The 24,710-nt window shown below is 66.6% G+C and carries 25 protein-coding genes; 19 read left to right on the top strand and 6 right to left on the bottom strand.

Annotation, left to right across the window (positions count from 1 at the left end; translation table 11 throughout):
• The first annotated feature begins 74 nt into the window (after positions 1-74).
• From ffh to N5D30_RS13955, 6 genes are all read left to right on the top strand, one after another.
• The gene (gene ffh, locus N5D30_RS13980) at positions 75-1,448 is read left to right on the top strand and encodes a signal recognition particle protein (RefSeq protein ID WP_279909501.1); all 1,374 of its coding nucleotides are present in this window, start codon (positions 75-77) and stop codon (positions 1,446-1,448) included.
• Positions 1,449-1,582: 134 nt separating this feature from the next.
• Entirely contained in the window at positions 1,583-1,834 is a 252-nt protein-coding gene (rpsP, locus tag N5D30_RS13975) for a 30S ribosomal protein S16 (RefSeq protein ID WP_220815446.1), read from the top strand.
• A gap of 5 nt (positions 1,835-1,839) precedes the next feature.
• A complete protein-coding gene (rimM, locus tag N5D30_RS13970) occupies positions 1,840-2,373 on the top strand; it encodes a ribosome maturation factor RimM (protein ID WP_220815445.1) in 534 nt (177 codons plus the stop codon).
• Between the two features lie 11 nt (positions 2,374-2,384).
• Positions 2,385-3,146 (top strand): tRNA (guanosine(37)-N1)-methyltransferase TrmD, encoded by a 762-nt coding sequence (trmD, locus tag N5D30_RS13965; protein WP_279909500.1) that lies wholly within the window; start codon positions 2,385-2,387, stop codon positions 3,144-3,146.
• A gap of 40 nt (positions 3,147-3,186) precedes the next feature.
• Complete coding sequence (gene rplS / locus N5D30_RS13960) at positions 3,187-3,537, top strand: 50S ribosomal protein L19 (protein WP_220815443.1); 351 nt, start codon at positions 3,187-3,189, stop codon at positions 3,535-3,537.
• Positions 3,538-3,685: 148 nt separating this feature from the next.
• On the top strand, positions 3,686-4,096 hold the full coding sequence (locus N5D30_RS13955) for an acyl-CoA thioesterase (protein WP_220815442.1): 411 nt from the start codon (positions 3,686-3,688) through the stop codon (positions 4,094-4,096).
• A gap of 24 nt (positions 4,097-4,120) precedes the next feature.
• On the opposite strand, the gene N5D30_RS13950 is transcribed toward N5D30_RS13955, so the two are convergent.
• Positions 4,121-5,920 (bottom strand): sodium:proton antiporter, encoded by a 1,800-nt coding sequence (locus N5D30_RS13950; protein WP_279909499.1) that lies wholly within the window; start codon positions 5,918-5,920, stop codon positions 4,121-4,123.
• 78 nt (positions 5,921-5,998) lie between these two features.
• Between N5D30_RS13950 and xerD the strand changes: the two genes are divergently transcribed.
• The 6 genes from xerD (at position 5,999) to N5D30_RS13920 (ending at position 12,164) form a co-directional block, all read left to right on the top strand.
• Positions 5,999-6,895 (top strand): site-specific tyrosine recombinase XerD, encoded by an 897-nt coding sequence (gene xerD, locus N5D30_RS13945; RefSeq protein WP_279909498.1) that lies wholly within the window; start codon positions 5,999-6,001, stop codon positions 6,893-6,895.
• A gap of 138 nt (positions 6,896-7,033) precedes the next feature.
• The gene (locus N5D30_RS13940) at positions 7,034-7,762 is read left to right on the top strand and encodes a thioredoxin fold domain-containing protein (protein ID WP_220815439.1); all 729 of its coding nucleotides are present in this window, start codon (positions 7,034-7,036) and stop codon (positions 7,760-7,762) included.
• A gap of 112 nt (positions 7,763-7,874) precedes the next feature.
• Positions 7,875-9,179: a homoserine dehydrogenase gene (locus N5D30_RS13935; protein WP_220815438.1), complete on the top strand. Its 1,305-nt coding sequence runs from the start codon at positions 7,875-7,877 to the stop codon at positions 9,177-9,179.
• Between the two features lie 11 nt (positions 9,180-9,190).
• Entirely contained in the window at positions 9,191-10,600 is a 1,410-nt protein-coding gene (gene thrC, locus N5D30_RS13930) for a threonine synthase (RefSeq protein ID WP_279909497.1), read from the top strand.
• 552 nt (positions 10,601-11,152) lie between these two features.
• Positions 11,153-11,719 (top strand): DJ-1/PfpI family protein, encoded by a 567-nt coding sequence (locus tag N5D30_RS13925; RefSeq protein ID WP_279909496.1) that lies wholly within the window; start codon positions 11,153-11,155, stop codon positions 11,717-11,719.
• 142 nt (positions 11,720-11,861) lie between these two features.
• Complete coding sequence (locus N5D30_RS13920) at positions 11,862-12,164, top strand: ribbon-helix-helix domain-containing protein (protein ID WP_279909495.1); 303 nt, start codon at positions 11,862-11,864, stop codon at positions 12,162-12,164.
• A 96-nt stretch (positions 12,165-12,260) separates the two neighbouring features.
• On the opposite strand, the gene rhlB is transcribed toward N5D30_RS13920, so the two are convergent.
• The 4 genes from rhlB to N5D30_RS13900 form a co-directional block, all read right to left on the bottom strand.
• Positions 12,261-13,685 (bottom strand): ATP-dependent RNA helicase RhlB, encoded by a 1,425-nt coding sequence (gene rhlB / locus N5D30_RS13915; protein ID WP_279909494.1) that lies wholly within the window; start codon positions 13,683-13,685, stop codon positions 12,261-12,263.
• 88 nt (positions 13,686-13,773) lie between these two features.
• On the bottom strand, positions 13,774-14,934 hold the full coding sequence (locus tag N5D30_RS13910; RefSeq protein ID WP_279909493.1) for a membrane dipeptidase: 1,161 nt from the start codon (positions 14,932-14,934) through the stop codon (positions 13,774-13,776).
• Positions 14,935-15,039: 105 nt separating this feature from the next.
• Positions 15,040-15,978, bottom strand: coding sequence for a GGDEF domain-containing protein (locus N5D30_RS13905; protein WP_220815432.1), 939 nt, complete (start codon positions 15,976-15,978; stop codon positions 15,040-15,042).
• Between the two features lie 227 nt (positions 15,979-16,205).
• A complete protein-coding gene (locus N5D30_RS13900; protein ID WP_279909491.1) occupies positions 16,206-16,865 on the bottom strand; it encodes an alpha/beta hydrolase in 660 nt (219 codons plus the stop codon).
• Between the two features lie 387 nt (positions 16,866-17,252).
• On the opposite strand from N5D30_RS13900, the gene N5D30_RS13895 reads away from it, so the two are divergent.
• The 4 genes from N5D30_RS13895 to N5D30_RS13880 all read left to right on the top strand — a co-directional run bounded on the left by N5D30_RS13895 (position 17,253) and on the right by N5D30_RS13880 (position 21,490).
• Entirely contained in the window at positions 17,253-18,281 is a 1,029-nt protein-coding gene (locus N5D30_RS13895) for an amino acid ABC transporter substrate-binding protein (protein ID WP_220815560.1), read from the top strand.
• A gap of 142 nt (positions 18,282-18,423) precedes the next feature.
• Positions 18,424-19,608 carry an amino acid ABC transporter permease gene (locus N5D30_RS13890; RefSeq protein WP_279903098.1) on the top strand — a complete coding sequence of 395 codons (1,185 nt, stop codon included), beginning with the start codon at positions 18,424-18,426 and terminating at the stop codon, positions 19,606-19,608.
• A gap of 10 nt (positions 19,609-19,618) precedes the next feature.
• On the top strand, positions 19,619-20,716 hold the full coding sequence (locus N5D30_RS13885; RefSeq protein ID WP_279903097.1) for an amino acid ABC transporter permease: 1,098 nt from the start codon (positions 19,619-19,621) through the stop codon (positions 20,714-20,716).
• A 12-nt stretch (positions 20,717-20,728) separates the two neighbouring features.
• Positions 20,729-21,490, top strand: coding sequence for an amino acid ABC transporter ATP-binding protein (locus tag N5D30_RS13880; RefSeq protein ID WP_220815428.1), 762 nt, complete (start codon positions 20,729-20,731; stop codon positions 21,488-21,490).
• A gap of 393 nt (positions 21,491-21,883) precedes the next feature.
• Here the strand turns inward: N5D30_RS13880 and N5D30_RS13875 are convergent, their stop codons facing one another.
• Positions 21,884-22,834: a helix-turn-helix domain-containing protein gene (locus tag N5D30_RS13875; RefSeq protein WP_279909489.1), complete on the bottom strand. Its 951-nt coding sequence runs from the start codon at positions 22,832-22,834 to the stop codon at positions 21,884-21,886.
• Between the two features lie 96 nt (positions 22,835-22,930).
• Here N5D30_RS13875 and N5D30_RS13870 point away from each other — a divergent pair, with 96 nt between their 5' ends.
• From N5D30_RS13870 to N5D30_RS13860, 3 genes are all read left to right on the top strand, one after another.
• On the top strand, positions 22,931-23,401 hold the full coding sequence (locus N5D30_RS13870) for a nuclear transport factor 2 family protein (RefSeq protein WP_279909488.1): 471 nt from the start codon (positions 22,931-22,933) through the stop codon (positions 23,399-23,401).
• 39 nt (positions 23,402-23,440) lie between these two features.
• On the top strand, positions 23,441-23,710 hold the full coding sequence (locus N5D30_RS13865; RefSeq protein WP_279904659.1) for a GIY-YIG nuclease family protein: 270 nt from the start codon (positions 23,441-23,443) through the stop codon (positions 23,708-23,710).
• A gap of 62 nt (positions 23,711-23,772) precedes the next feature.
• On the top strand, positions 23,773-24,710 hold a 938-nt coding region (locus N5D30_RS13860; protein ID WP_279909486.1), incomplete at its 3' end, for a glutathione S-transferase family protein.

Here is a 24,710-nt window from a genome sequence, read left to right as displayed (position 1 = left end):
CGGCGGTGTCGGCGGCCCTGCCAGTTGGTTATACTCCGCGGCTTGCCGCAAGTACCCCGTTCAAAGGATCGTGCATGTTCGAGAACCTAACCGACCGCCTGTCACAGACGCTGCGCCATGTCACCGGCAAGGCCAAGCTGACCGAGGACAACATCAAGGACACCCTGCGCGAGGTGCGCATGGCCCTGCTCGAGGCCGACGTCGCCCTGCCGGTGGTCAAGGATTTCGTCAACAAGGTCAAGGAACGCGCGGTCGGCACCGAGGTATCGAAGAGCCTGACCCCGGGCCAGGCCTTCGTGAAGATCGTCCGCGCCGAGCTGGAAGAGCTGATGGGCGCGGCCAACGAGGACCTCGCCCTGGCCGTGACTCCGCCGGCCGTGGTGCTGATGGCCGGCCTGCAGGGCGCGGGCAAGACCACTACCGCCGGCAAGCTGGCGCGCTTCCTCAAGGAGCGCAAGAAGAAGTCGGTGATGGTGGTGTCCGCGGACGTCTACCGCCCGGCGGCGATCAAGCAGCTGGAGACCCTGGCCGGCGAGGTCGGCGTGACCTTCTTCCCCTCGGACATCAGCCAGAAGCCGGTGGCCATCGCCCAGGCGGCCATCGCCGAGGCCAAGCTGAAGTTCATCGACGTGGTCATCGTCGACACCGCCGGTCGCCTGGCGATCGACGAAGAGATGATGGCCGAGATCCAGGCCGTGCATGTCGCGATCAAGCCAGCCGAGACCCTGTTCGTGGTCGACGCCATGACCGGCCAGGACGCCGCCAACACCGCCAAGGCCTTCGGTGACGCCCTGCCGCTGACCGGCGTGGTGCTGACCAAGGTCGACGGTGACGCCCGTGGCGGTGCCGCGTTGTCCGTGCGCCACATCACCGGCAAGCCGATCAAGTTCATCGGCATGGGCGAGAAGAGCGACGCGCTGGAGCCCTTCCACCCGGACCGCATCGCCTCGCGCATCCTCGGCATGGGCGATGTGCTCAGCCTGATCGAGCAGGCCGAGCAGACCCTCGACCGCGAGAAGGCCGAGAAGCTCACCAAGAAGCTGAAGAAGGGCAAGGGCTTCGACCTCGAAGACTTCCGCGACCAGCTGCAGCAGATGAAGAACATGGGTGGCCTCGGCGGCCTGATGGACAAGCTGCCGTCCATCGGCGGGGTCAACCTGTCGCAGATGGCCGGTGCGCAGGGCACGGCGGAGAAGCAGTTCAAGCAGATGGAGGCGATCATCGGTTCCATGACCCCGGCCGAACGTCGCGATCCCGAGTTGATCAGCGGCTCGCGCAAGCGCCGCATCGCGCTGGGTTCCGGCACCCAGGTGCAGGACGTCGGGCGGCTGATCAAGCAGCACAAGCAGATGCAGAAGATGATGAAGAAATTCACCGCCAAGGGCGGCATGGCCAAGATGATGCGCGGTCTCGGCGGCATGATGCCGGGCGGCCTGCCCAAGCTGTGAGGACGGGCCGCCGATGGGTGGCCGAAAAAGAGATTTGCAAACGGCCGGATAATCCTTAGAATATGCGGCCTTTCGGGCCTAGGCCCCTCAAAGTGTGTGCCTCAAGTTAGCACCGATTACAGGAACGAAGTTCAATGGTAACCATCCGTCTTGCTCGTGGCGGCTCCAAGAAGCGCCCCTTCTACCACCTGACCGTGACCAACAGCCGCAATGCGCGCGATGGTCGCTTCGTCGAGCGCATCGGTTTCTTCAACCCGGTCGCCACCGGTGCCGAAGTGAAGCTCTCCGTGAACCAGGAGCGCGCTGCCTACTGGCTCGGCCAGGGCGCTCAGCCGTCTGAGCGTGTTGCTCAGCTGCTGAAGGAAGCTGCCAAGTCCGCAGCTTGAGTGATATGAACGCTACGCCGCCCGCCGAGGACCTGGTTGTTCTCGGCAAGATCACTTCGGTGCACGGCGTGCGTGGGGAAGTGAAGATCTATTCCTTCACCGACCCGATCGACAATCTGCTCGACTACCGCCACTGGACGCTCAAGCGTGACGGTGAGGTCAGGCAGATGGAGCTGGTCAGCGGCCGCCTGCAAGGCAAGGTGCTGGTAGCCAAGCTCAAGGGACTCGATGACCGCGAAGTGGCACGCACTCTCGCGGGTTTCGACATTTGTGTTCCCCGCGAGCAACTGCCCGACCTCGAAGAAGGCGAGTTCTACTGGTACCAACTGGTAGGGCTAAAAGTGATCGATCTGCAAGGGCAACTGCTCGGGCGTCTCGATCATCTGCTGGAAACCGGCGCCAACGATGTGATGGTGGTCAAGCCCTGTCCGGGCAGCCTGGATGATCGCGAGCGCCTGCTGCCGTATACCGAGCAGTGCGTGCAGCGGGTCGACCTGGCCGCCGGCGAGATGCGGGTGGACTGGGACGCGGACTTCTGAGCCCCTGGCTCTTGCCTGAGCGAGTGGCCATGCGTGTCGAAGTCATCAGCATCTTCCCGGAGATGTTCGCCGCCATCAGTCAGTACGGCATTACCAGTCGTGCGGTGAAGCAGGGGCTGCTGCAGTTGAACTGCCGGCAGCTGCGCGATTACACCGACGACCGCCACCAGACCGTGGACGATCGCCCCTTCGGCGGCGGCCCCGGCATGGTGATGAAGATCAAGCCCCTGGAAGAGGCCCTGGCTGCGGCCAAGGCCGATGCGGGGGAGGCGGCGAAGGTGATCTACCTGTCGCCGCAGGGCCGCCAGCTGACTCAGCAGGGGGTTCGTGAACTGGCTGGCGAGCAGGCGCTGATTCTCATCGCCGGCCGCTACGAAGGCATCGACGAGCGCTTCATCGAGGCGCATGTCGATGAGGAATGGTCGATCGGCGATTACGTCCTCTCCGGCGGTGAGCTTCCGGCGATGGTGCTGATCGATGCTGTAACGCGGTTGCTGCCGGGCGCGCTCGGGCATGCAGATTCCGCCGAGGAGGACTCGTTCAGCGATGGCCTCCTCGATTGCCCGCACTACACCCGCCCCGAGGTGTACGAAGGCAAACGTGTTCCGGACGTGCTGCTCAGCGGCAACCACGAACACATCCGGCGCTGGCGTCTCCAACAGTCCCTTGGTCGGACCTGGGAGCGCCGAGTCGATCTTCTGGATAGCCGCTCGCTTTCTGGAGAAGAGAAGAAGCTGCTGGAGGAATACATCCACCAGCGGGACGATAGTTAACGTATCGATGGCAAACCGTGGTTTGTCTTAGGAGCACAGCATGACCAACAAGATCATTCAGCAGCTCGAAGCCGAGCAGATGAACAAAGAAATCCCGGCCTTCGCCCCGGGTGACACCGTCATCGTCCAGGTGAAGGTGAAGGAAGGCGACCGTTCCCGTCTGCAGGCCTTCGAAGGCGTCGTCATCGGCAAGCGCAACCGCGGCCTGAACAGCGCCTTCACCGTGCGCAAGATCTCCAGCGGCGTGGGCGTCGAGCGTACCTTCCAGACCTACTCCCCGCTGATCGACAGCGTCAGCGTCAAGCGCCGCGGCGACGTGCGCAAGGCCAAGCTGTACTACCTCCGCGACCTGTCCGGCAAGGCGGCTCGCATCAAGGAAAAACTGTCCTGATCGGACAGCTCTTCCGAGCAGAAGAAAGCAGCCTCCGGGCTGCTTTTTTCGTTTCTGGGGCTCGCCGACCGGCGAACCCGATTCCTGCCGAGCGACAACAAGTACAACGCAGCACAGGCAGCCACATCCCATCGAGAGCAGTAGTGGCATGACCCCGAGAGAGCAAGAGATCCAGCGTCGCACCGACCTGTCGGAAACCCGCGTGGCCAAGGCGGTGTTTCCGCCGACCACCAATCATCACAACACGCTGTTCGGCGGCACTGCGCTGGCCTGGATGGACGAAGTGTCGTTCATCGCCGCGACGCGCTTCTGCCGCCTGCCGCTGGTGACCGTGTCCAGCGACCGCATCGACTTCAAGCACGCCATCCCCGCCGGTTCCATCGTCGAGCTCATCGGCCGGGTGATCGCGGTCGGCAACACCAGCCTCAAGGTTGAGGTGGAAGTGTTCGTCGAGGGTATGTACTGCGGCGGCCGGGAGAAGGCCATCAGCGGTGTATTCAGCTTCGTCGCCATCGGCGACGACAAGAAGCCGGTGCCGGTGCTGCCGGGTTTCGCCTGAGAGAGGCGCCTTCGGGCGCCTTTCTCAGGTATCGGCCTCGATCAGGGCGAGCAGCGTCCAGCCGGCTCCGGGTTCGAACGGCAGCGGGTCGCAGGCCACGTGCACCCAGCCTCGCGGATCGAAGGCCAGCAGCACGACCGCTCGCTCGCCGTGCAGCGCGCGGTAGTCTGCCCAGCCGAAGCTGGCGCTGAGGGTCGTGCTGCGCACCTCGCCGCCGCGTGCCAGCAGGCTGGCCAACTGGCCGTAGCTGTGGGCGGGCAGGCCCAGCGGGCGGCCGCGATGTTCGTCGCTGACCCTGTGCTTCTCGCTCAGCCGCTGTTCGCGCGGGCTCTGCAGGTAGTAGAGGTTGTTCTTGCCGAAATCCGGGCGGAAGCGGGCGCAGGCCAGGTTGTTGAGTTCCGCGGAGGGCGACAGCGCCAGCAGTTGGCCGATGCCGGTGAGGTCCAGGTGGGCGTCGGCGTGCTGCGAACTGGGGTTGCCGAAATAGGTGGGCAGACCATCCATGCGCGCGGCGCCGATGTTCTCCCAGCTCGAGTCTGTCAGCAGCACCCGGCTGCCCTGCTGTTGTAGCGCTCGCCCGACGGCGCGGGCCACCGGGTTGGCGCCGAGGATCAGGAAACCGCGTGCGGCGGGCTCCGCCACGCCCAGCATCCGCGCCAGTGGCCGTGCCGTGGCGCTTTGCAGCACCACGGTGCCGATGATGACGAGGAAGGTCAGCGGTACCAGCAGGTGGGCCTGCTCGTATCCGTGCTGCTGCAGGCGCTGTGCAAAGATCGCCGAGACGGCGGCCGCGACGATGCCGCGCGGGGCGATCCAGGCCAGCAGGGCGCGCTCGCGCCAGCTCAGGCTGGAGCCGGCGGTGCTGATGGCGACGTTGAGAGGCCGGGCGATCAGCTGGATCACCGCCAGCAGGAGTAGGGTGGCGGGGCCGAGGGCGAGCAGGGCGGCCAGGTCCAGGCGGGCGGCGAGGATGATGAACAGGCCGGAGATCAGCAGGACGCTGAGGTTCTCCTTGAAGTGCAGGATATGGCGCACGTCCACGCCGCGCATGTTCGCCAGCCACATGCCCATCACGGTCACCGCGAGCAGGCCGGATTCGTGCACCAGTTCGTTGGCGCCGATGAAGATGGCCAGTACCGCGGCCAGGGCGCCGAGGTTCTCCAGGTATTCCGGCAGCCAGTGGCGACGCAGGACGAGGCCGAACAGCCAGCCTCCCGCCGCGCCGAAGGCACTGCCGCAGGCGATCACCGCGGCAAAGGTAGTGAGGCTCTCGCTCCAGGCGGCTCCGATGTCGCGGCTGACGATGAAGCTGAACACCACCACGGCGAGCAGGGCGCCGATGGGGTCGATGACGATGCCTTCCCAGCGCAGGATGTTCCCCACCGAGGCGCGTGGGCGCATGACCCGCAGCATGGGGGCGATCACGGTCGGCCCCGTGACCAGGGTCAGGGTGCCGAACAGCAGCGCCATGTCCCAGGAGAAGCCCAGCAGGTAGTGGGTGGCGATGGCGATCACGGCCCAGGTGCTGAGGGCGCCCCAAGTGACCATGCGCCTGACCACGCTGCCGATCTCGCGCAGTTCCTGCAGCTGCAGGGTCAGGCTGCCCTCGAACAGGATCAGCGCTACCGACAGCGAGACCATGGGGAACAGCAAGGAGCCGAACAGCTGCTCCGGCTGCAGCCAGCCGAGGATCGGGCCGGCGAGGATGCCGCACAGCAGCAGGAAGAGGATCGCCGGGAGACGCATGCGCCAGGCCAGCCATTGACTGGCGAGAGCGGCGGCGCCGATGCCGCCGAGGCCGAGCAGGATATGGGATTCGCTCATCAGGACTCCTTGTCGCTGGTGGTGGTGCTGTGGGCTATGGAAGACTAGCGCGCCTGTCCTGACGAAATACAGCTGCGCATGCCCGTTCTCGACCATCCCCTGATCGACCGTTTCCTCGACGCCCTGTGGCTGGAGAAGGGTCTGTCGCCGCATACCCGCGCCGCCTATCGCAGCGATCTCGGCCATTTCCATGCCTGGCTGGATCAGCGCGGCGGTGCGCTGCAGCACGCCGGCCGTGAGAGCATCCTCGACCACCTGGGTTGGCGCCTGGAGCAGGGCTACAAGGCGCGCTCCACCGCGCGCCTGCTCTCCGGCCTGCGCGGTTTCTACCGCTACCTGCTGCGCGAGGGGCTGATCGCCGAGGACCCGACCCTGCAGGTGGAGCTGCCTCAGCTCGGCCGGCCGCTGCCCAAGTCGCTGTCCGAGGCGGACGTCGAGGCGCTGCTGGCGGCGCCGGAGCTGGACGACCCCATCGGCCTGCGCGACCGCGCCATGCTCGAAGTGCTCTATGCCTGCGGTCTGCGGGTAACCGAGCTGGTGTCCCTGGCCCTGGAGCAGGTCAATCTGCGCCAGGGCGTGCTGCGGGTGTTCGGCAAGGGCAGCAAGGAGCGCCTGGTGCCGCTGGGCGAGGAGGCCATCGCCTGGGTCGAGCGCTACCTGCGCGAGGCGCGGCCCTTCCTGCTCGACGGCAAGCCCAGCGACGTGCTGTTCCCCAGCCTGCGCGGCGAGCAGATGACCCGGCAGACCTTCTGGTACCGGATCAAGCACCAGGCCCGGGTGGCCGGCATCGCCAAGCCGCTGTCGCCGCACACCCTGCGCCACGCCTTCGCCACCCACCTGCTCAACCACGGCGCCGACCTGCGCGTGGTCCAGATGCTGCTGGGCCACAGCGACCTGTCCACCACCCAGATCTACACCCACATCGCCCGCGCCCGCCTGCAGGAACTGCACGCCCAGCACCACCCGAGGGGGTGAGCCTCTTGCGACGCATGGCGTCGCAGGCGAACGGTCGCTACGCATGCAATCCGTCCGCTCTGCCGTTCCGCCCGACGTCCGTGGTCGGCTTGCAGAGCGCTCTATGGTAGGCTGGCGCGCTTGTCACAGGAGTTTCCCATGTCCGTTTTTCGTGTTCTGGGCGTTGCCGTGCTAGGTCTCGCCGCTTCCGTGGCGCTGGCCGCCGATCCCGACCAGGCCATCCGCGCCACGCTGACCAAGCTGCAGCCCGACATGCCCATCGAAGCCATCGCCGAGAGCCCGATGACCGGCCTGTACCAGGTGCACCTCAAGGGCGGTCGCCTGCTCTATGCCAGCGCGGATGGCCAGTTCCTGATGCAAGGCAACCTCTATCAGATCAAGGGCGAGGATGCCGTCAACCTGACCCGCCAGGCCGAGAGCAAGGGCGTGGCCAAGGAAATCGAGTCCATTCCCCTGAAGGAAATGGTGGTGTTCGCGCCCAAGACTCCGGCCAAGGCCCATATCACCGTGTTCACCGATACCGACTGCGGCTACTGCCAGAAGCTGCACAGCGAAGTGCCCGAGCTCAACCGTCGCGGCATCGAGGTGCGCTACGTGGCCTTCCCGCGCCAGGGCGTCGGCAGCCACGGCTACAACACGCTGGTCAGCGTGTGGTGCGCCAAGGACCGCCAGGCCGCGATGGACAAGGCCAAGGCCCGCGAGGATCTGCCGGCGGCGAGCTGTGACAATCCGGTCGCCAAGCAGTACGAGGTGGGCCAGCTGGTGGGCGTCACCGGCACGCCGACCGTCGTGCTCGGCAACGGCGAGGTGATTCCGGGCTACCAGCCGGCTCCGCAACTGGCGGAAGTTGCCCTGCAGGCCAAGTAATCAGGCCGTCGGCCCGATTGACCTGGGTTGTGGCGCTTCGTAAAGTGCGGCTCTTTTGTGTGCGGCCGGGGTTCGCCCCGGCCGTTTCGTGTAGGCAGATGGGGAAGACAACGTGAAACCGGTGAAAGTGGGCATCTGTGGGCTGGGGACCGTCGGTGGCGGCACCTTCAACGTACTCAAACGCAACGCCGAGGAGATCGCCCGCCGTGCCGGGCGTGGAATCGAAGTCGCGCAGATTGCCGCCCGTCGCCCCAACCCGAAGTGTGAAACCGGTGCCACCCCCATCACCGCCGACATCTTCGACGTGGCGAACAATCCGGACATCGACGTGGTCATCGAGCTAATCGGCGGCTACACCCTGGCCCACGAACTGGTGCTCAAGGCCATCGACAACGGCAAGCACGTGGTCACCGCTAACAAGGCGCTGATCGCCGTGCACGGCAACGAGATCTTCGCCAAGGCGCGCGAGAAGGGCGTGATCGTCGCCTTCGAGGCCGCCGTGGCCGGTGGCATCCCGGTGATCAAGGCGATCCGCGAGGGCCTGGCCGGCAATCGCATCAACTGGCTGGCCGGCATCATCAACGGCACCGGCAACTTCATCCTCTCCGAGATGCGCGAGAAGGGCCGCGCCTTCGCCGACGTGCTCAAGGAAGCCCAGGCGCTGGGCTACGCCGAGGCCGACCCGACCTTCGACGTGGAAGGCATCGACGCCGCCCACAAGCTGACCATCCTCGCCTCTATCGCTTTCGGCATCCCGCTGCAGTTCGACAAGGCCTACACCGAGGGCATCAGCAAGCTGACCAGCGCCGACGTGAACTACGCCGAGGCCCTAGGCTACCGCATCAAGCACCTGGGCGTGGCGCGCCGCACCGACGCCGGCATCGAGCTGCGCGTGCACCCGACCCTGATCCCGGACGACCGCCTGATCGCCAACGTCAACGGCGTGATGAACGCGGTAATGGTCAACGGCGATGCCGCCGGCAGCACCCTGTTCTACGGCGCCGGCGCCGGCATGGAGCCGACCGCGTCGTCCGTGGTAGCCGATCTGGTCGACGTGGTCCGCGCGCTGACCACCGACCCGACCAACCGCGTGCCGCACCTGGCCTTCCAGCCGGATTCGCTGTCCGATCATCCGATCCTGCCGATCGCCGAGTGCGAGAGCGCCTACTACCTGCGCATCCAGGCCAAGGACCGCCCGGGCGTGCTGGCCCAGGTGGCGAGCATTCTGTCCGAGCGCGGCATCAACATCGAATCGATCATGCAGAAGGAGGCCGAGGAGCACGACGGCCTGGTTCCGATGATCCTGGTCACCCATCGTGTCGTCGAGGCACGCATCGACGACGCCATCGCCGCCCTCGAAGGGCTGGCCGACGTGGTCGGCAACGTCGTGCGCATCCGCGTCGAGCAACTGGTCTGAGGTAGAGAGTCATGCGTTATATCAGCACCCGCGGCCAGGCCCCGGCCCTCAATTTCGAAGACGTCCTGCTGGCCGGCCTGGCCAGCGATGGCGGCCTGTACGTGCCGGAGAACCTGCCGCGCTTCACCGTCGAGGAGATCGCCTCCTGGGCCGGCCTGCCGTATCACGAGCTGGCCTTCCGGGTGATGCGCCCGTTCGTCGCCGGCAGCATCGCCGATGCCGACTTCAAGAAGATTCTCGAAGACACCTACGGCGTGTTCGCCCACAACGCCGTGGCGCCGCTGCGCCAGCTGAACGGCAACGAGTGGGTGCTGGAGCTGTTCCACGGTCCGACCCTGGCGTTCAAGGACTTCGCCCTGCAACTGCTCGGTCGCCTGCTCGACCACGTGCTGAGCAAGCGCGGCGAGCGCGTGGTGATCATGGGCGCCACCAGCGGCGACACCGGTTCGGCGGCCATCGAGGGCTGCAAGGCCTGCGAGCACGTCGACATCTTCATCATGCACCCACACAACCGGGTGTCCGAGGTGCAGCGCCGGCAGATGACCACCATCCTCGGCGAGAACATCCACAACATCGCCATCGAGGGCAACTTCGACGACTGCCAGGAGATGGTCAAGGCCAGCTTCGCCGACCAGGGCTTCCTCAAGGGCACCCGCCTGGTGGCGGTCAACTCGATCAACTGGGCGCGGATCATGGCCCAGATCGTCTACTACTTCCACGCGGCCCTGCAGCTGGGCGGCCCGGCCCGTTCCGTGGCCTTCTCGGTGCCGACCGGCAACTTCGGTGACATCTTCGCCGGCTACCTGGCGCGCAACATGGGCCTGCCGATCAGCCAGCTGATCGTGGCGACCAACCGCAACGACATCCTGCACCGCTTCATGAGCGGCAACCAGTATGTGAAGGGCGACCTGCACCCGACCCTGTCGCCGTCGATGGACATCATGGTTTCGTCCAACTTCGAGCGCATGCTGTTCGACCTGCACGGCCGTAACGGCGCCGCCATCGCCGGGCTGATGGACACCTTCAAGCAGGGCGGCGGCTTCAGCGTCGAGGAAGACCGCTGGACCGAGGCGCGCAAGCTGTTCGATTCCCTGGCGGTGAACGATGAGCAGACCTGCGAGACCATCACCGAGGTGTACAAGGAGTGCGGCGAGCTGCTCGACCCGCACACTGCCATCGGCGTGCGCGCCGCGCGCGAGTGCCGGCGCAGCCTGGCTATCCCGATGGTCACCTTGGGCACTGCCCACCCGGTCAAGTTCCCGGAAGCGGTGGAGAAGGCCGGCATCGACGCGGTTCCGGCGCTGCCGCCGCACTTGGTCGACCTGTTCCAGCGCGACGAGCGCTGCACCGTGCTGGCCAACGACCTGAAGACCGTGCAGCAGTTCGTCGCCGCCCACGGCAATCGCGGCAAACCGCTCTGATCGGCTGGCCGTGACCGAAGCCCCGCCTCGTGCGGGGCTTTTGGTTGCTGGGCGGCATGTGCTTCGTAGGGTGCGCCGTGCGCACCGTTGGGCCGGTCCGTAGCCTGGATGAAATCCGGGGATGCGGTGTCTGGCCGATTACCGAGCGTTCGGACACTTCTGGTTTCGCCCACCCAGGCGACTCACTTTTCTTTGTTTGCGCAAAGAAAAGTAAGCAAAAGAAAGCGCCCCCCGGCATCCGGGCCCGGGCTACGCCCGGACTTCCCTCCCTCCGGTGCCGCTCCGGGGGCCGGCTTGCAAGGGCCATCCATGGCCCTTCAAGCCTCTCGCCGCATCCCTGCGGCTCGTCCCCCTGCGCGACACCTCCACTCGGCCTCCTGACGGGGGCTTGGGCTCCGAGCTGCCTGATGGTTTTTCCTGCCGCTGCGCGGGCTGGGCTTCTATTTCCAGGGTGATGGAGGGATTTGTAGCGCCCCGTGTAGTAGCCAGCTGTTACCCTCAGGTCGGCGAAGTGGCGCAGACTGCCGTCACATCCACCGAGGAGGCCCTGCCATGACGGCGAAGAAGATTCTGATGCTGGTCGGCGATTACGTCGAAGACTACGAGACCATGGTGCCGTTCCAGGCCCTGCAGATGGTTGGCCATACGGTGCATGCGGTGTGCCCCGGCAAGAGCGCCGGGCAGACCGTGCGCACCGCCATCCACGATTTCGAGGGCGACCAGACCTACAGCGAGAAGCCGGGGCATAACTTCGCCCTCAACTTCGATTTTGCCAAGGCCCGCGCCGAGGACTACGACGGCCTGCTGATCCCCGGCGGTCGCTCCCCCGAGTACCTGCGCCTGAACGCCGAGGTGATCGCCCTGGTGCAGGCCTTCGCCAAGGCCGGCAAGCCGATCGCCGCCGTCTGCCACGGCGCCCAGCTGCTGGCCGCCGCCGACGTGCTCAAGGGCCGTGGCTGCAGCGCCTACCCGGCCTGTGCGCCGGAAGTGCGGCTGGCTGGCGGCGAATACGTGGAAGTGCCGATGGACGGCGTGCACGTGGACGGCAACCTGGTCACCGCCCCGGCCTGGCCGGCGCATCCGGCGTGGCTGGCGGCGTTCCTGAAAGTCCTGGGCTAAATAAACAAGAGAGAATCTCGCGAGCTAGGGCCAGGCAAGGCGAGAAGGGGCGAGGGCGCGGAGTTTACGAAAGGTAAATGAGCAGCCCAAGCCCCTTCTCAACACAGCCTGGCCGACGCGCAGCAGATTCGGGAGCAATGCGATGTGCGAGTTGTATGTGAAGGCCGACCCGATCCTCTACGAATCGCGCTCGCGCTCCCTGCGCATCCGCGGGGTGGTCACCACCCTGCGCCTGGAGAACCAGTTCTGGGACATCCTGCGGGAGATCGCCGAGGTCGACGGCATGACCACCAACCAGTTGATCACCAAGCTGTACGACGAGGTCATGGAGTACCGTGGCGAGGTGGTCAACTTCGCCTCCTTCCTGCGGGTCAGCTGTACCCGCTTCCTGGCGCAGCGACCGCTGCAGAGCGCCGAGGTGCTCAGTCTGGTGCAATCGCGCTAGCTAGAAGGGTTTGTCCGGCGTTCGACGTAGGGTGCGCTGTGCGCACCGAGCGCGCATAGCATCATCGGTGCGCGCGGCGCACCCTACGGTAGGGCGTCAGTGCTTGCGCGGCACCGGCTTGAGCAGTTCTTCCGGCGGCATCTCGCAGTTGATCTTGCGGCCCAGCAGTTCTTCGATCGGCGGCAGGGCAAAGGCATCGTCCTCGCCGGCGAAGCTGATCGAGGTGCCGCTGGCGCCGGCGCGGCCGGTGCGGCCGATGCGATGCACGTAGTCGTCCGGCACTTCCGGCAGGGTGAAGTTGATCACGTGGCTGATGCCGTCGACGTGGATGCCGCGGCCGGCCACGTCGGTGGCGACCATCACGCGGATCTTGCCTTCGCGGAAGCCTTCAAGGGTCTTGATCCGCTTGTGCTGCGGCACGTCGCCGGACATCTGCGCGGCGCTGACGCCGTCGCGGATCAGCTTCTCCTCGATGCGCCGCACTTCGTCGCGGCGGTTGGCGAACACCATTACCCGCTGCCAGTCGTTCTGCGTCACCAGGTTGTACAGCAGCTTGTACTTGTCCTTGCTGGACACGGCGTAGACGTGCTGCTCGACAGTATCGCTGGCGACGTTTTCCGGCTCGATCTCGACGATGGCCGGGTTCACCGTCCACTGCCGCGCCAGGTTCATCACGTCCTCGGTGAAGGTCGCGGAGAACAGCAGGGTCTGGCGGTCGCCCTTCATCGGGGTCTGGCGGATGATCTGGCGCACCTGGGGGATGAAGCCCATGTCGAGCATGCGGTCGGCCTCGTCCAGCACCATCACTTCGACCATGTCCAGGTGCACCTCGCCGCGCTGGTTGAAGTCCAGCAGGCGGCCGGGGGTGGCGACCAGGATGTCGCAGTAGCGCGACTCCAGCTGCTTGAGCTGCTTGTCGAAGTCCATGCCGCCGACGAAGCTCATCACGTTGAGGCCGGTGTACTTGGTCAGGGCCTCGGCGTCCTTGGCGATCTGCACCACCAGCTCACGGGTCGGCGCGATCACCAGCGCGCGCGGCTCGCCCATGTAGCGCTCTTTCGGCGGTGTGGTCTGCAGCAGCTGGGTGATGGTCGAGACCAGGAAGGCGGCGGTCTTGCCGGTGCCGGTCTGGGCGCGGCCGATGGCGTCCTTGCCCTTGAGGGTGTGACCGAGCACCTGGGCCTGGATCGGCGTGCAGTAGGGGAAGCCCAGGTCGTGGATGGCGTGCATCAGCTCCGGCGCCAGGCGGAAGTCGTGGAAGCGGGTCTTGCCTTCCTGCGGCTCGACCACGAAGTCTTCCAGCTTCCAGGTGTCCACCGGCTTGGCCGGGCGCTCGCGGCGCGGCTTGTCGGCGCGGGGCTTCCTGGTGTCCTTGGCCGGCCTGGCCTCGCTGGCCTGCTTCGGTTGGTTTTGGCGCGGGCCGGCCTGGGGGGCAGGGGCGCTGGGAGTGCTGGCGGGGATGCTGCTGGCGGGCTGTTCGGCATCGCCCTTGCTGAAGATTTTCTTGAGTGCTTTGAGCACGGCCGTCTCGTATTGGTCAAGGAATGAACGGCCGCCAGTGTAAAGCAAGATGCCCGCACGGCGAAGTGCCGCGCGGGCGGGCCGTCGTTCAATCGGGCAGGTTGGCCAGCAGCAGGTCGCGCACGTTGCCGCCCATGATCGCGGCGATGTCGGCGTCGCCGAAGCCGGCGCGCTGCAGGCCCTCGGTGATCTGCGCCAGGCCGGTGGTGTCGAACGGCGCGCGGATGGTGCCGTTGAAGTCCGAGCCCAGGGCCACGTGGGCGACGCCGACCTTGTCCACGGCGTAGCGGATGGCGCGGACGATGGCGCCGACGTTGGTCTCGCAGACCGCCGCGTCCCAGTAGCCGATGCCGATCACCCCACCGCCGGCGGCGATGCGCCGCAGATGGTCGTCGGTGAGGTTGCGCGGCCCGGGGCAGGTGCCGGCCACGCCGGTGTGGGAGACCAGCACCGGCCGGGTGGCGACGGCGAGCACATCGTCGATCAGCGGTTTGGAGGCATGGGCCAGGTCGACCAGCATGCGCTTCTCTTCCAGGCGGGCGATCACCTGGCGGCCCAGCGGGGTCAGCCCGCCCTTTTCCAGACCGTGGGCCGAGCCGCCCACCTCGTTATCGAAGAAGTGGGTCAGCCCGGCGATGCGGAAGCCGGCATCGTACAGGCGGTCGACGTTTTCCAGCTTGCCCTCGATCGGGTGCAGGCCCTCGGTGGCCAGGATGGCGGCCACCCTCTGCGGGTCGCGTCGCCAGTCCTCCAGGTAGCGGTCCAGTTCGCCGCGACTTTTGATCAGCACCAGTTGGCCGTCGCTGGCATCAGCCGCCTGCTTCAGCTTGTCGGCCTGGTACAGGGCACGCTGGAGCAGGCTGTCCCAGGTCGCCCGGGGCCAGCGCTGGGCCATGGCGAGCAGGGTGATGTTGTCGCTGTCGGCGCCGTTGCGTTCGTAGTTGATGCCGCGGGGCGTCTTGGTGACGGTGGAGAACACCTGCAGGCCGACGCGCCCTTCCAGCAGCCGCGGCAGGTCGGAATGGCCGTAGCCGTGGCGTTCCAGCAGGTCACGCTGCCAGAGCAGGGCGTCGTCGTGCAGGTCGGCGACGAACAGGGTCTGGTGCAGCTTCTCGGCCTTGTCGCTGGCGGGGTAGGGGGCCGGTGTCGCCACGCCGTTCATCTGGCGGTCGAGCAGGGTGGGCAGGGTGAAGAAGATGCCCGCGCCGACGAGCACGAGGATCAGCAGGATGAGCAGCAGCTTGCGCATGTGGGGCATCCGATCGTTGTTGTTATGCGCCGGACTCTAGCAGGACGCTTGCCGACAAGGCGACGGGATGGCGGTTTTGCCGGGTGGTTCGGCGCTGGGGCCGTGTCAGCCGAACAGGCAGTTGCGGCCCTGCTGCTTGGCCTTGTACAGGGCCGCGTCGGCGCGGGCGATGAGGGTTTCCAGGCCGTCCCTCTCCTGCATCTGCGCCATGCCGATGGAGATGGTGACGCCCGGCAGCACGCCCACCGGCGAATAGAAGGAGCCGACCTGCTCCAGGCTCTGGCGCAGCCGCTCGCCGATGGTGCGCGCGTCGGCGGCGTCCAGCTCGGGCAGGAGGATGACGAACTCCTCGCCGCCGTAGCGCACCATGCTGTCCTTCGGCCGCAGCTGGTTGCGCAGGGTATGGGCCACCAGGCACAGGGCGTAGTCGCCGGCCAGGTGGCCGTGCTGGTCGTTGTAGGCCTTGAAGTGGTCGACGTCGAGCATGAGCATGCACAGCGGCTGGCCGTTGAAGGCGCAGCGGGTGCTCTCGCGCTCGTAGACGTGTTCCAGCCAGCGGCGGTTGAAGCAGCCGGTGAGGATGTCGATGTTGGCGTTCTGCTCGCTGTCGAGGATCAGCCGGTTGCCCTGGCGCACCCGCTCGCAGAGCAGTTGCAGCAGATTCTGCATCAGCTCCGGCGACTGTCCGAACAGGCTGACCAGCGATTCGCGGTGCAGGCGCAGGACCCGCGAGGGTTGGGTAGCCACCACGTAGGCCGAGGGCCGCTCGTTGTCGATGAAGCTGATCTCGCCGGCGCAGTCGCCCGGGCGCAGGGTGCTGACCGGCTGGTTGTCCAGCGAGCCGAGGTAGACCTTGAGTTCGCCTTCCAGCAACAGGTAGAGGTGCTGGTTGCGGTTGAAGGGAGACAGCAGGATTTCGCTGCTGTCGAGGTCGCAGGCGCAGAATTCGCTCAGGAGCTGCTGCAGGTTGTTGGCCGCGACGTTCTGGAACAGCCGCAGCTGACGAATCTGCCGGAGATCCTGCGGCCAGGGCGCGTTTTTCATCGCGGTAATGAATGTGGCTGGCGGCGGAGGGGCATATCGCGAAAATACTCCCTGTATAGGGCGAACACCTGAATGCGACCATAAGCCCCGCCCCGAGGCTGGCGCAATGCTGGCGCGGAGCGCCGCCGACCAGCGGTCGCAAGCGATGGACGGGCCCTGGAGGCCCGTCAGTCGGTTGACTCGGCAGGCTCTGAATTGCGCCTTCGGACGGAGTTTTGACGCGCTCGTCAGGCCTTCAGCAACTGCTTGAGCCAGGCGCCGATGTCCTGGATTTCCTCGAGCATCACTTCGTGGCCCATGGGGTATTCGCGCCAGGTGACCGGCACGTCCAGGCGTTCGAGGGCATCGTGGGCGGCGCGGCCCATCTGCAGCGGCACCACTTGGTCCTGGGTGCCGTGCAGGCACAGCACCGGCAGGCTGCGCCGGGATTCGTCCAGTTGCAGGTCGTCGGCGAAGGTCGGCGCGTAGGTGGACAGCGCCATCAGCCCGCCCAGCGGCCCCTGCCAGCGCAGGAAGGCGGTGTGGTAGACCACCGCACCGCCCTGGGAAAAGCCCGCCAGCACGATGCGCGCCGGGTCGATGCCGTCGTCGCGCTGCGCCTCGATCAGCTCGATCACGGTCTGCGCCGAGGTTTCCATCTCGTCCATGCTGATCGCGCGGGCCGGGTTCATCGCCAGGATGTCGTACCAGCTCGGCATGGACCAGCCGCCGTTGATGGTCACCGGCCGCGTCGGTGCCTGGGGCAGCACGAAGCGGGTGGTCGTCAGGTGCTGCTGCAGCATCTTGGCCACCGGCTCGAAATCGTAGCGGTCGGCGCCGAGGCCGTGTAACCAGATGACGCAGGAATCTGCCGCGAGTGACGGATCGAGTATCAGGGGTGCTTGCATGTCTGCTCCAATTTGGTGCGCAAGGTCGTTCGTGGAATTCGGACGTCTTCCTGCCGTGGGTGAATCACGTAAGAAGATGTCGCACGGTTAGAACTTCTTCTATTGACCGGGGCCGGATGGCTTCCGGTTAATGGGATGGTACGAGCTTTGCTTTGTAAAACCGGTCCGGTGGGGGCCGCCCGCAGGCGGAAAACCGGACAAGCTGTATCTCTTTCCCGTAAGACCTACGGAGATGAAAGGCTCATTCGCCGGTCCGCGGAACGGCATCTAGACTCTTTCAGGTTCGAACCCCGGTCGATTGCGCCATGTTGGCGGGATCGAACGTGCCTCACAAGGGTACGGCGGCAGGACCGAGATATGACCAAACAAGAACACTTGGAGGTTTTGATGAAGATGGTGAAATCCACCCTGGCAGTACTGACCACGGCTGCGGTGCTCGGAGTGAGCGGTTTCGCTCATGCCGGTGCGACCCTGGATGCGGTGAAGAAGAAAGGCTTCGTGCAGTGCGGTATCAGCGATGGCTTGCCCGGTTTCTCCTACGCCGACGCCAAGGGTAACTACCTGGGGATCGATGTGGATATCTGCCGTGCCGTCGCTGCCGCCGTGTTCGGCGACGCCTCCAAGGTCAAGTACAGCCCGCTGACCGCCAAGGAGCGCTTCACCGCGCTGCAGTCCGGCGAAGTCGACATGCTGTCGCGCAACACCACCTGGACCAGCTCCCGCGACGCGGCCATGGGCCTGAACTTCACCGGCGTGACCTACTACGACGGTCAGGGCTTCCTGGTGAACAAGAAGCTCGGCGTTTCCAGCGCCAAGGAACTGGACGGTGCCACCGTGTGCATCCAGGCCGGCACCACCACCGAGCTGAACCTGTCCGACTACTTCCGTGCCAACGGCCTGAAGTACACCCCGATCACCTACGATACCTCCGACGAGAGCGCCAAGTCTCTGGAGTCCGGCCGCTGCGACGTGCTGACCTCCGACCAGTCCCAGCTCTACGCCCAGCGCATCAAGCTGGCCGCGCCGGACGAGTACGTGGTGCTGCCGGAAGTGATCTCCAAGGAGCCCCTCGGCCCGGCCGTGCGCCAGGGTGACGAGGAGTGGTTCGACATCGTGCGCTGGAGCCTGTTCGCGCAGCTCAACGCCGAGGAACTGGGCGTGACTTCCGCCAACGTGGAAGAAATGGCCAAGTCCACCAAGAACCCGGACATCGCCCGCCTGCTGGGCGCCGAGGGTGACTTCGGCAAGGATCTGAAGCTGCCGAAGGACTGGGCCGTGAAGATCGTCAAGCAAGTCGGCAACTACGGTGAAATCTTCGACCGCAACGTCGGCGCCGGCAGCGAGCTGAAGATCGAACGTGGCCTCAACGCCCTGTGGAACAAGGGTGGTCTGCAATACGCACCGCCGGTGCGCTGACCGCCATGCCATCGCCCCCTCGCGGGGCGATGGCGCTTCTGATTCCGCAAACTCCGCGCCGCGCATACCGGGCGCGGAGTTTCCATTAGGACTGTTCGCGTTCCGGCTGGCCGGCGCCCGGACGGGTCCCTAGAGGGCTGACATGCAAAATCCTGCCTCCATCCCACGCCCGCGCACATCGGTCTGGACCGATCCGCAGGTGCGTGGCTGGGTCTTCCAGATCATCGCCGTCGTCGCCGTGGTGGCGATCGGCTGGTACCTGTTCCACAACACTCAGACCAACCTGCAGCAACGCGGGATTCTCTCCGGCTTCGGCTTCCTCGAGCAGAGCGCCGGCTTCGGCATCTCTCAGCACCTGATCGACTACACCGAGAGCGACAGCTACGGCCGGGTGTTCGTCATCGGCCTGCTCAACACCCTGCTGGTGTCGGTGATCGGCATCATCCTGGCCACCATCCTCGGCTTCACCCTCGGCGTGGCGCGGCTGTCGCCCAACTGGCTGATCAGCAAGCTGGCCACCGTGTACATCGAGCTGTTCCGCAACATCCCGCCGCTGCTGCAGATCTTCTTCTGGTACTTCGCCATCCTCCAGCCGCTGCCCGGTCCGCGGCAGAGCCTGAACCTGGGCGATACCTTCTTCCTCAGCAACCGCGGCCTGAACATGCCGTCGCCCACCATGGACGCCGGCTTCTGGCCATTCGCGGTGGCGCTGGCGCTGGCCATCGTCGCCGGCGTCGTGCTGGCGCGCTGGGCCAACAAGCGGCGCATGGCCACCGGCCAGAGCTTCCCCGTGCTGCTCAGCGTGCTGGCGCTGCTGGTGGCGCTGCCGGGGCTGGCGATGCTGGTGTTCGGCAGCCCGTTCCACTGGGAAGTGCCGGAACTCAAGGGCTTCAACTTCCGCGGCGGCTGGGTGGTGATCCCCGAGCTGGTCGCGCTGACCATGGCGCTGAGCATCTACACCGCGGCGTTCATCGCCGAGACCGTGCGCGCCGGCATCAAGGCGGTCAACCACGGCCAGACCGAGGCGGCCCGCTCGCTCGGCCTGCCGGCCGGCAAGACCCTGCGCCTGGTGATCGTGCCGCAGGCCCTGCGCGTGATCATCCCGCCGCTGACCAGCCAGTACCTGAACCTGGTGAAGAACTCGTCCCTGGCGGCCGGCATCGGCTACCCGGACATGGTCTCGCTGTTCGCCGGCACGGTGCTCAACCAGACCGGCCAGGCCATCGAGACCATCGCCATCACCATGAGCGTGTATCTGGCGATCAGCATCAGCATTTCCCTGCTGATGAACTGGTACAACAAGCGCATCGCGCTGATCGAGCGGTAAGGAGAGGCGCATGGAAATCCATCAATTCCGTCCGAGCCTGCCGCCGCCGCGCATGAGCGTGGGCGTGCTGGGCTGGCTGCGGGGCAACCTGTTCTCCGGCTGGTTCAACACCCTGTTGACCCTGCTGGCCATCTACTTGGTCTGGAAGATCGTGCCGCCGGTGCTCGACTGGGCCATCTTCAGCGCCGACTGGGCCGGCACCACCCGTGCCGACTGCACGGGCGAGGGCGCCTGCTGGGTGTTCGTCAAGGAGCGCTTCAGCCAGTTCATGTACGGCTTCTACCCGGAAGAGCTGCGCTGGCGCGTCGACCTCACCGTATGGCTGGCGGTGATCGGCGCGGCGCCGCTGTTCGTGCCGATGATGCCGCGCAAGTCGGCCTACGGCCTGGCGTTCCTGGTGGTCTACCCGCTGCTCGCCTTCTGGCTGCTGCACGGCGGCTTCTTCGGCCTGTCCGAGGTGCAGACCAGCCAGTGGGGCGGCCTGATGCTGACCCTGGTGATCGCCGCCGTGGGCATCGCCGGCGCGCTGCCGCTGGGCATCGTGCTGGCCCTGGGCCGGCGCTCGAAGATGCCGGCGATCCGGGTGATCTGCGTGACCTTCATCGAGTTCTGGCGCGGCGTGCCGCTGATCACCGTGCTGTTCATGTCCTCGGTGATGCTGCCGCTGTTCCTGCCCGAGGGCATGAGCTTCGACAAGCTGCTGCGCGCGCTGATCGGGGTGATCCTGTTCCAGTCCGCCTACATCGCCGAGGTGGTGCGCGGCGGCCTGCAGGCCATTCCCAAGGGGCAGTACGAGGCGGCCGCGGCCATGGGCCTGGGCTACTGGCGGATGATGGGCCTGGTGATCCTGCCGCAGGCGCTCAAGCTGGTGATCCCGGGCATCGTCAACACCTTCATCGCGCTGTTCAAGGACACCAGCCTGGTGATCATCATCGGCCTGTTCGACCTGCTCAACAGCATCAAGCGCGCCACCAACGACCCGGCCTGGCTGGGCATGGCCACCGAGGGCTACGTGTTCGCCGCCCTGGTGTTCTGGATCTTCTGTTTCGGCATGTCCCGCTACTCCATGCACCTGGAGCGCAAGCTGGACACCGGCCACAAGCGTTAGGAGTCATCGACCATGACCGAAGTTAAGAAAGAAGCCGCGGCCGAGCCGATCATCCGCCTGCAGGGCGTGAACAAGTGGTACGGCCAGTTCCACGTGCTCAAGGACATCAACCTGGACGTGCAGCCCGGCGAGCGCATCGTGCTCTGCGGGCCGTCCGGCTCGGGCAAGTCCACCACCATCCGCTGCATCAACCGCCTGGAGGAACACCAGCAGGGGCGCATCGTCGTCGACGGCACCGAGCTGACCAACGACCTCAAGCACATCGAGGCGATCCGCAGCGAAGTGGGCATGGTGTTCCAGCACTTCAACCTGTTCCCGCACCTGACCGTGCTGGAGAACTGCACCCTGGCGCCGATCTGGGTGCGCAAGCTGCCCAAGCGCAAGGCCGAGGAGATCGCCATGCACTTCCTCGAGCGCGTGCGCATCCCCGAGCAGGCGCACAAGTACCCGGGCCAGCTCTCCGGCGGCCAGCAGCAGCGCGTGGCGATCGCCCGCGCGCTGTGCATGAAGCCGAAGATCATGCTGTTCGACGAGCCGACCTCGGCGCTCGACCCGGAAATGGTCAAGGAGGTGCTGGACACCATGATCGGCCTGGCCCAGGACGGCATGACCATGCTCTGCGTGACTCACGAGATGGGCTTCGCCCGCACCGTGGCCAACCGGGTGATCTTCATGGACAAGGGCGAGATCGTCGAACAGAACGAGCCCAACACGTTCTTCGACAACCCGCAGAACGAACGGACCAAGCTGTTCCTCGGCCAGATCCTGCATTAAGCGTCGCATCGGGCCCCGGTAGGGTGCGCCATGCGCACCGACCCGGCGCGCGATCCGGTGTACACAGAGGGAGCCTACGGGCTAATGCCTGGCAGTTAAGGCATTTTCCATGGTTGGCGAGCGTCATTGACCCTGTGGGAGCGGACTTGTCCGCGAATGGGGTTGACAGCAAAGCATCGCGGCCAAGGCCGCTCCCACAAAGGCCGAGTCTGTTCGCCACAGCTGACTCAGGCATAGCCAAGGAAAAACGCCGTGATCCAGCAGGGGAATCGCGGCGTTTCTCTTAACTGACAGGCATTAGCCTACGGGCTCCCTTTTTTCATGTAGGGCGGGTGCAACCCGCGTTGTGAGGGACGGCGCGGGTTTCACCCGCCCTACGGATCGCCCGTGCCTTCAACCCTGGCGCAGGCGCTTGCGCCAGGCGCCCGGGGTTTCCCCGCAGAGCTGCTTGAAGCGTTTGGCGAAGCTGGCGCGGTCGGCGTAGCCGACCTGGGCGGCGACCTGTTCCAGCGAGCGGCCGGGGTGGCGCAGAGCGGTCTGCGCGGCGCTGATGCGCACGCGCTGCAGGTAGTCGTGCGGGGTCAGCCCGGTGGCGGCGCGAAAGCGCCGCAGCAGGGTGCGGGTGGAGCAGTGGGCGCGCGCGGCCAGGGCCGGCAGATCGATGGGCTCGGCGTGGTGCCGTTGCAGCCAGCGCAGCAGCGGGGCGATCAGCGGGTCGTCCTGGCCGGCGGCCGGCAGCAGCGGGGCGAAGCGCGCCTGGCTGCCACGCTCGCGCTCGACCACCAGGGTGGCGGCCACCCGCTCGGCCAGCCAGTCGCCGCCGTGGCGGGCGATCAGGTGCAGGCACAGGTCCAGCCCGGCCTGGGCGCCGCCGGAGCAGTAGCGGTTGGCGTCCTCGGTGAACAGCTCGTCGATGCGCAGGTCGACCCGCGGGAAATGGCGGCGGAAGGTCTCGGCCAGCGCCCAGTGGGTGGTGGCGCGGCGCCCATCGAGCACGCCGGCGGCGGCCAGCAGGCAGGCGCTGCTGCACAGGCTGGCCAGGCCCTGCTCAGTGGGGCGGCGGGCCAGCCAGGCGAGCAGGACGGCGTTGCCGTCGAGAGTGCGCTGCAGGGCGCTGCCGGTGGCGGGGATCAGCAGCAGGTCGGCACCTTCGGCCAGGCCCAGGTCACCGTCCACCCGCAGCTCGGCGTAGCCGCTGCGCACCGGCGCGCCGTCGGCGCTGACCCGCAGCACCTCGAACAGCGTCTCGCCGGCCAGCTGGTTGGCCAGGCGGAAGGCGTCGTCGGCCATGCTCAGGCTGGAGAGCACGGTCTGCGGGCAGGTATAGAGGGCAATGCGCATCATGTGGCGATTATTGACACAAAGTTGTCTTTATCGCCAATCGCCGGTTGTCGCCGGCACGGCCATACTCTGCCCATCACAACCCGGAGCAGCATCCCCATGGCCCACCCCAACGCCGAACTGATCGACCGCTTCTACCAGGCCTTCCGGCGCCAGGACGCCGAGGCCATGGCCGCCTGCTACGCGGACGACGTGGTGTTTTCCGACCCGGTGTTCCGCGACCTCAAGGGCCGCGACGCCGGCGACATGTGGCGCATGCTCTGTGCCCGCGCCAAGGATTTCTCGCTGACCTACGAGGTGCTGGAGGCCGACGACCGGCAAGGCCGCGCGCGCTGGGTGGCGACCTATCTGTTCAGCCAGACCGGGCGCATGGTGGAAAACCATATCGAGGCCAGCTTCCGTTTCCAGGGTGGCAGGATCGTCGAGCACCGCGACCGCTTCGACCTGTGGCGCTGGTCGCGCCAGGCGCTCGGCACCAAGGGCCTGTTGCTGGGCTGGCTGGCCCCGGTGCAGGGCGCCATCCGCAAGCAGGCGATGGCCGGGCTGCGCGCCTGGCAGGCCAGCCGCTGACGACGTAAGCTCGGCAGTCCCATCGCGAGCCACCGAGTCATGACCGCCATTCCCGCCAAACCCTGGTTCGTCTACCTGGTCCGTGCCGAGAGCGGGGCGCTCTACTGCGGCATCAGCGACGACCCGCAGCGGCGCTTCGAGCAGCACTGCAGCGGCAAGGGCGCACGCTTCTTCCACGCCAGCCCGGCGCGGGCGCTGGTCTACGTCGAGGCGTGCGCCGACAAGGGCGCTGCGCTGCGCCGGGAGATCGCCATCAAGCGCCTGAAGAAGGCGGCCAAGGAAGCGCTGATAGTCGTCTCGCCGGGGTAGGCCCCGGCACCGGCTGCGGCTAAGCTGCGGCCTCCAATTCCAACAATCAGCGGAGTCCCGCCATGTCCGAACTGATCCTGCACCACTACGATGCCTCGCCCTTCGCCGAGAAGGCCCGCCTGATGCTGGGCTTCAAGCAGCTGTCGTGGCGCTCGGTGGACATCCCGCGGGTCATGCCCAAGCCGGACCTGACCGCGCTCACCGGCGGCTATCGCAAGACCCCGGTGCTGCAGGTCGGCGCCGACATCTACTGCGACACTGCGCTGATCGCCCGCCGCCTGGAGGCGGAGAAGACCACCCCGGCGCTGTTCCCGGAAGGCCAGGAATTCACCGTGGCGAGCTTCGCCCTGTGGGCCGATGCGGTGGTGTTCCAGCACGCCGTGGCGCTGGTGTTCCAGCCGGCCTCCATCGCCGTGCGCATGGGCAAGCTGCCGCCGGCCGCCCAGCAGGCGTTCGCCGCCGACCGCGCCGCGCTGTTCTCCGGCGGCACCGCCAGCCGCCTGCCGCTGGAACAGGCCAAGCTGCAATGGCCGGCGCTGATGGCGCGTCTGGAGCAGCAGTTGTCCCGCGAGGAGGGCGACTTCCTGTTCGGCGAGCCCTCGGTGGCGGACTTCGCCCTGGCCCATTCGCTGTGGTTCCTCAAGGCCACCCACGTCACCGCGCCGCTGGTCGACGACTACCCGGCGGTGGCCGCCTGGCTGGGCCGGGTGCTCGGCTTCGGCCATGGCGCGTCCAGCGCCCTGAGCGCCGAGGAGGCCATCGCCATCGCTCGCGAAGCGACGCCGGCGGCGTTGCCGGAAGGGGATGTCAGCGCGTCGCTGGGGCTGGCGCTGGGCCAGTCGGTGAAGGTCGCGGCCATCGACTACGGCGTCGACCCGGTGGCGGGCGAGCTGGCCGGCGTGACGGATGAGTCGATCATCCTGCGCCGCGAGGACGAGCGCGCGGGGACGGTCCACGTGCATTTCCCGCGCTTCGGCTTCCGCATCGAGGCCGTCCAATA

The organism is Pseudomonas sp. GD03875 (genome assembly GCF_029840585.1).
Taxonomy (GTDB): domain Bacteria; phylum Pseudomonadota; class Gammaproteobacteria; order Pseudomonadales; family Pseudomonadaceae; genus Aquipseudomonas; species Aquipseudomonas paralcaligenes.
Note: the sequence above shows the minus strand (reverse complement) of the source record. Positions and strands in the feature narration are given on the sequence as shown.